Source organism: Frankia sp. CcWB3 (assembly GCF_977927595.1).
Genome location: NZ_CDWRCK010000301.1, coordinates 1 through 4,528 on the forward strand (window position 1 = coordinate 1; position 4,528 = coordinate 4,528).

Annotated in this window: 4 protein-coding genes; 2 read left to right on the forward strand and 2 right to left on the reverse strand. The window is 67.9% G+C overall.

Annotation, left to right across the window (positions count from 1 at the left end):
• Nucleotides 1-334, reverse strand: a 334-nt coding sequence (locus ACY5KJ_RS17910) for a hypothetical protein (RefSeq protein ID WP_462203907.1), incomplete at its 3' end; no start/stop codon positions are given.
• A 523-nt stretch (nucleotides 335-857) separates the two neighbouring features.
• Between ACY5KJ_RS17910 and ACY5KJ_RS17915 the strand changes: the two genes are divergently transcribed.
• Nucleotides 858-1,220 carry a 2OG-Fe(II) oxygenase family protein gene (locus ACY5KJ_RS17915; RefSeq protein ID WP_462203908.1) on the forward strand — a complete coding sequence of 121 codons (363 nt, stop codon included), beginning with the start codon at nucleotides 858-860 and terminating at the stop codon, nucleotides 1,218-1,220.
• Nucleotides 1,221-1,384: 164 nt separating this feature from the next.
• A complete protein-coding gene (locus tag ACY5KJ_RS17920) occupies nucleotides 1,385-3,310 on the forward strand; it encodes a helix-turn-helix domain-containing protein (protein WP_462203909.1) in 1,926 nt (641 codons plus the stop codon).
• A gap of 96 nt (nucleotides 3,311-3,406) precedes the next feature.
• Here the strand turns inward: ACY5KJ_RS17920 and ACY5KJ_RS17925 are convergent, their stop codons facing one another.
• Entirely contained in the window at nucleotides 3,407-4,453 is a 1,047-nt protein-coding gene (locus ACY5KJ_RS17925) for an alcohol dehydrogenase catalytic domain-containing protein (protein WP_462189103.1), read from the reverse strand.
• Nucleotides 4,454-4,528 lie beyond the last annotated feature (75 nt).

Here is a 4,528-nt window from a genome sequence, read left to right on the forward strand (position 1 = left end):
GCTGCTGTTCGTCACCCACGCCACCCGTTGCGCTCGTGGCGGTAATGGAAAACTTCGCGAAGGGGTGGATGCAACGAAGGATTGAGTCCTTGTTGCTCCACTCCCAGTTCTCGGAAATCTTCCGCTCCCGCATATAGCGGTTGCAGCGCGTCCAGAAAAAGTAGCCAGGCGCGCCGGGCGCGTCAAGATCACTACATGTTCGCGCTTCCGCCGCCGCCCCCCACAACGGCTCTACGAGGTCTTCCACGGTCAGGTCAAGGGACCGTAGACGGTCGAGAGCGTCCTGCCCTATGGGGACGTAATGAAGTAACAAATACGTGATCGAGAGCATCATCGCAGGTCACAGGCCTGTGGAGGGTTCGAAACGCGCAAGTTATTTCATTTCGACTCCTATGTGACAGAGTGGTTGCACGCTGCCCCCTTCGTCGGTTCCAAAAATCTTACCTCATCTGAGGTCGGATCTATGGGACCGCCTCGACGCTATCGAACGCTAATTCGATACACGTTCTCCGTCAAGTGGCGCCTAGTGGCCATCTCATAACCCATCGCGACAGGTTAAAAGCACGTACGGCCTCCCTCCCTGTCGCCGGGAGGGCCGAGACCTCATGCGCCTTAGCCCCGCGGGGGTACGCCACGGCATGGAGGAGTACGACTACCCGACCGGATGCCTGCCCCGTCGACTCGCCTAACACTATTGGGATGGTTGGCCCTCGTCGACGCGGCTCGCGGCACTGCACTCCCATGGTCGTCGGACGTCGCCGATGTAGCCAACCGTGTAGCCAAGCCGGCGGACGTCCACGGACGGCAGTGGTCGATGGCGGCGGGAACGACCAGGTGGGAGCGAGTACGTCGGACGTGTGCGGACACCGGCGGACGAACCGGGCCGACTTTGCAAGGCAGGGGTTAGGGGTTCGAGTCCCCTCGTCTCCACGCGCTGGCTTCGGCTGTTCGCCGCCCCTCGGGCGGCTTCCGATCAGCCGTTATGTCTGCCCGGGGGCGACCCCCGGACTCCCGATGCGGCGTGGCGGTCCGACGGCACCTGGATCCCGGTGCCCGTCGTGCCCGGGGCGTTGCAGGTGTTCTCGGGGACAATCCTCACCCGCTGGACCAACGGTCTGCTGCCGGCCGGCCGGCACCGGGTCGTGGCCGGCGGCAGCGTGACCCGGCAGTCGACCGGGATCTTCTACGCGGAGCTCGCCGAGACCTCCGCCGGCCGCTGACCTGAGCTGCACTGACCTGCACTGAGCTGCGCGGCCTGACCTGGTGGTGGGCCGCGCAGCTCGGCGCGCCGGAGGCGGTCCAGCCGCCCGGTCCACCCGCAAAGCTCCCGCGACGCGCATAAAGCTCAGGTGACGCCCACTGCGGTGCTCTTATACTCTGCCGCATGCCGAGGCTCGTCGAGGTTGAGGCGGCGCGCCGGTCGTTTCTGACCGCGGGGCAGGGTGTGGTCTGGCGGGATGTCGTCCGGCCGGCCGTGCTGGCCTCATGGGAACGGTCGCGCGCGTACGGCATCGAGCCTGACCGCATCAGGGCACGGTTCCTGGGCCACCCCGAGGTTACGCCTCTGGTGACTTGCGCCGAGGAGGTGTTCGACGGCTTCCTCGCCGGGAGCGCCGAGGTTGCCGCCTCGCTGGTGCTGGTCGACACCGCAGGGGTGGTGCGGGTCCGCCGGGATGGCGACCGTGCCCTTGCCGGGCTGCTCGACGGGGTGTTGTTCGTGCCCGGCTACGGTTACGCCGAGCAGGCCGTCGGTACCACCGCCGCGTCGATCTCCCTGCATGACCAGACCGATATCGCGATCAGCGGTCCGGAGCACTACCACTCCCAGCTGAGGTGTCTCGGCGAGGCCGCCGCGCTGGTGGTGGATCCGCACAGCCGCGACGTCCGCGGCGTGGTGGTGGTCATCTGCCACCAGTCGGACGAAACGACCCTGCAGCCTGCGGTGGCGCAGCTGCTCGCCCATCAGGTCACCGAGCGGATGGCAGCTGAACCCCACCGGCGGTCACAGACGATCCTCGACCGCTTCGCCCGCGCCTGCGGGGACGACCGTACCGGCCACGTCGGCCACGTCGGCCAGGACAAGGCCTGGGTACTCGCCACGGACGGGGACTACGTCCTGACCAACGTCGCGGCCTGCCACCTGGAGGTCGGCGACCTGCGGGTGCTCAGCGACCTGGTGCTGGCGAGCCTGTCGCTGCGGGATTTCGCCCGCCAGCATGTGGAGCTGCCCTCCGGCGGCTGCGCCGAGGTGGTGACCGAGGCGGTCCAGCTCGGCGATGACGTGGTCGGATGCCTGCTCACGGGGGCGCCGACCGGTGTCCAGCGGTCGGCCGAGCCGGCCGAGGCTGTCCGGCGTCAGGGTTCGCACGTCGCACCGATGGTTCGACGCGACTACGCGCAGGACCTCAGAGGACCCGGCCACGCCCAGAAGGAGCACGCCGAGGCGCGGATCCGGGCGAATCGGGAGTTGCTGTCCCCGTTCCTGCGGGCGCGGCGGGAGGTGGTCGTCAGCATCCAGCAGGGCCGTAACCACCTGCTGATCGGCGAGCCGGGAGTGGGCAAGCAGACCCTGGTGATCAACGAGTTCCGGCAGGCGTACGGGTCGGGTCGGGTCGTGACCGTGGACTGTAGATCGTTTGCGGCTGAGCGGAGCGGCGCACCCGAGCAGAGCAGCGCCCGGACGCCTCCTGGTACGCGACTGCTCACCGGCGCCGGCGACCGGCCGCACCTGCTGGTGCTGCGCGGGATGAACCTGCTCACCCCGATCGCCGCCCGGTGCCTGGACGAAACGCTGCGACCGCTGGTCGCGCTGCCCTCGCCGCCGCTGCTCGTCGGGTGCATCGACACGCCGGCGGTGGACGCGACCCGGCCTTACGGGCTGCTCCTGCGGCACTTCCACGAGATCACCCGGGTGCCCGCCCTACGCTACCGGGCCGACGAGATCGGGGAAATCGCGCTGTCGATCCTGCACAAAATCGCGGCACGCCGTTCGCTGCGGCTCAGTCTGCAGGTCATCCGGGTCCTGGAGGGGTACGCTTGGCCCGGCAACATCAGCGAGCTCCAGGACGTCCTCAGGTACGTCGTCACGCGCAAGCCGATCGGAGAGGTTCAGCCCCCGGACCTGCCCCAGCTGTGTTTCCAGGGCAGAGCGCGCAAGATGTCGATGCTTGAGGCCGCGCAGTGCGACGCGATCATCCAGGCGCTGTACGAGTCCCGCGGCAACCGCTACAAGGCCGCCGCCATGCTCGGTATCGCCCGTTCCTCCCTCTACCGCAAGATCGACGCATTCGGCATCAGCTATATCGCCTGACGGGTCTATCGCCTGATGGGTACAGCGCCTGACGGGCGGCGGAGAAGGTCGACCAAACCCGCCCCGCCGCAGAACCGTCCTGGGCTGGAGACGGGCTCAGACCCGGTTGATGACAACCTTCAGCGCCTCGTTCGCCGCCGCGTTCCGGAACACCTCGTAGGCCTCGTTCACCTGATCGAAGGTGAACGTGTGCGTGCCCATCTTCTCGGCCGGAATCCGGCCGCTGGCGACCATTTTGAGCAGGGTGGGGATCGAGACGGTGTCGACGAGCCCCATGGTCAGGCTCAGGTTCTGGATCCACAGGTCCTGCATCGGCAGTTCCACCGGCGTGCCGTGCACACCCACGTTGGCGATCGTGCCGCCGGGCCGCACCAGCGACACCGCCGTCAGCAACGTCTCCGGATAGCCCACCGCCTCGATGGCGACATCGACGCCGAGCCCGTCGGTGAGCGCGATGGTTTCGGCGACCGTGCCGGGGCCGACCTCCACCACATCGGTGGCGCCGAACTCCAGCGCCTTGTCCAGTCGGAACTTGTTCGAGTCGATCGCGATGACCTTCGACGCGCCCCACAGGCCGGTCGTCAGAATCGCCGAGAGCCCCACCGCCCCGGCCCCGACCACCGCGACCGTGTCACCCGGACGCACGTTGCCTGCCAGCACGCCGACCTCGTAGCCCGTCGGCAGCGAGTCGGCGAGGAAGATGGCCTGCTCGTTGGCCACGTTCGCCGGCACCGCGTACAGCGAGGTGTCGGCATAGGGGACCCGGGCGAACTCGGCCTGCGTCCCGTCGATCAGATGCCCGAAAATCCAGCCGATGCCCCCGACGGTCTGGCAGTGCGAGGGGATTCCCCGCTGGCAGTACTCGCAGCGGCCGCACTTCGTGATCGCCGGAACGAGCACCCGGTCACCGACCTGGAATGCCGTGACCGCGTCGCCGACCTCGATGATCGTGCCGACGGCCTCGTGGCCGAGGATGCGGCCGTCGGTCACGGTCGCGACGTCGCCCTGAAGAATGTGCAGGTCGGTCCCGCAGATCGTGGTGGTGTCGACCCGGACGACGACGTCGCCAGGCTCCTGGATCGTGGCGTCGGGAACTTCCTCCCACGACTTCTTGCCCGGCCCGTGGTATATCAGCGCCTTCATCGGTACCTCCTGTTGTTCTGATGTAGGCTCCGGGGCCGTTCGCTCCTGGAGCCCTTCGCGCGACCCCGGATCAGA

Bases quoted from the DNA above. Each gene is read 5' to 3' on its own strand.
- ACY5KJ_RS17925 (WP_462189103.1), bottom strand. From the start codon at position 4,453: ATGAAGGCGCTGATATACCACGGGCCGGGCAAGAAGTCGTGGGAGGAA.
- ACY5KJ_RS17920 (WP_462203909.1), top strand. From the start codon at position 1,385: ATGCCGAGGCTCGTCGAGGTTGAGGCGGCGCGCCGGTCGTTTCTGACC.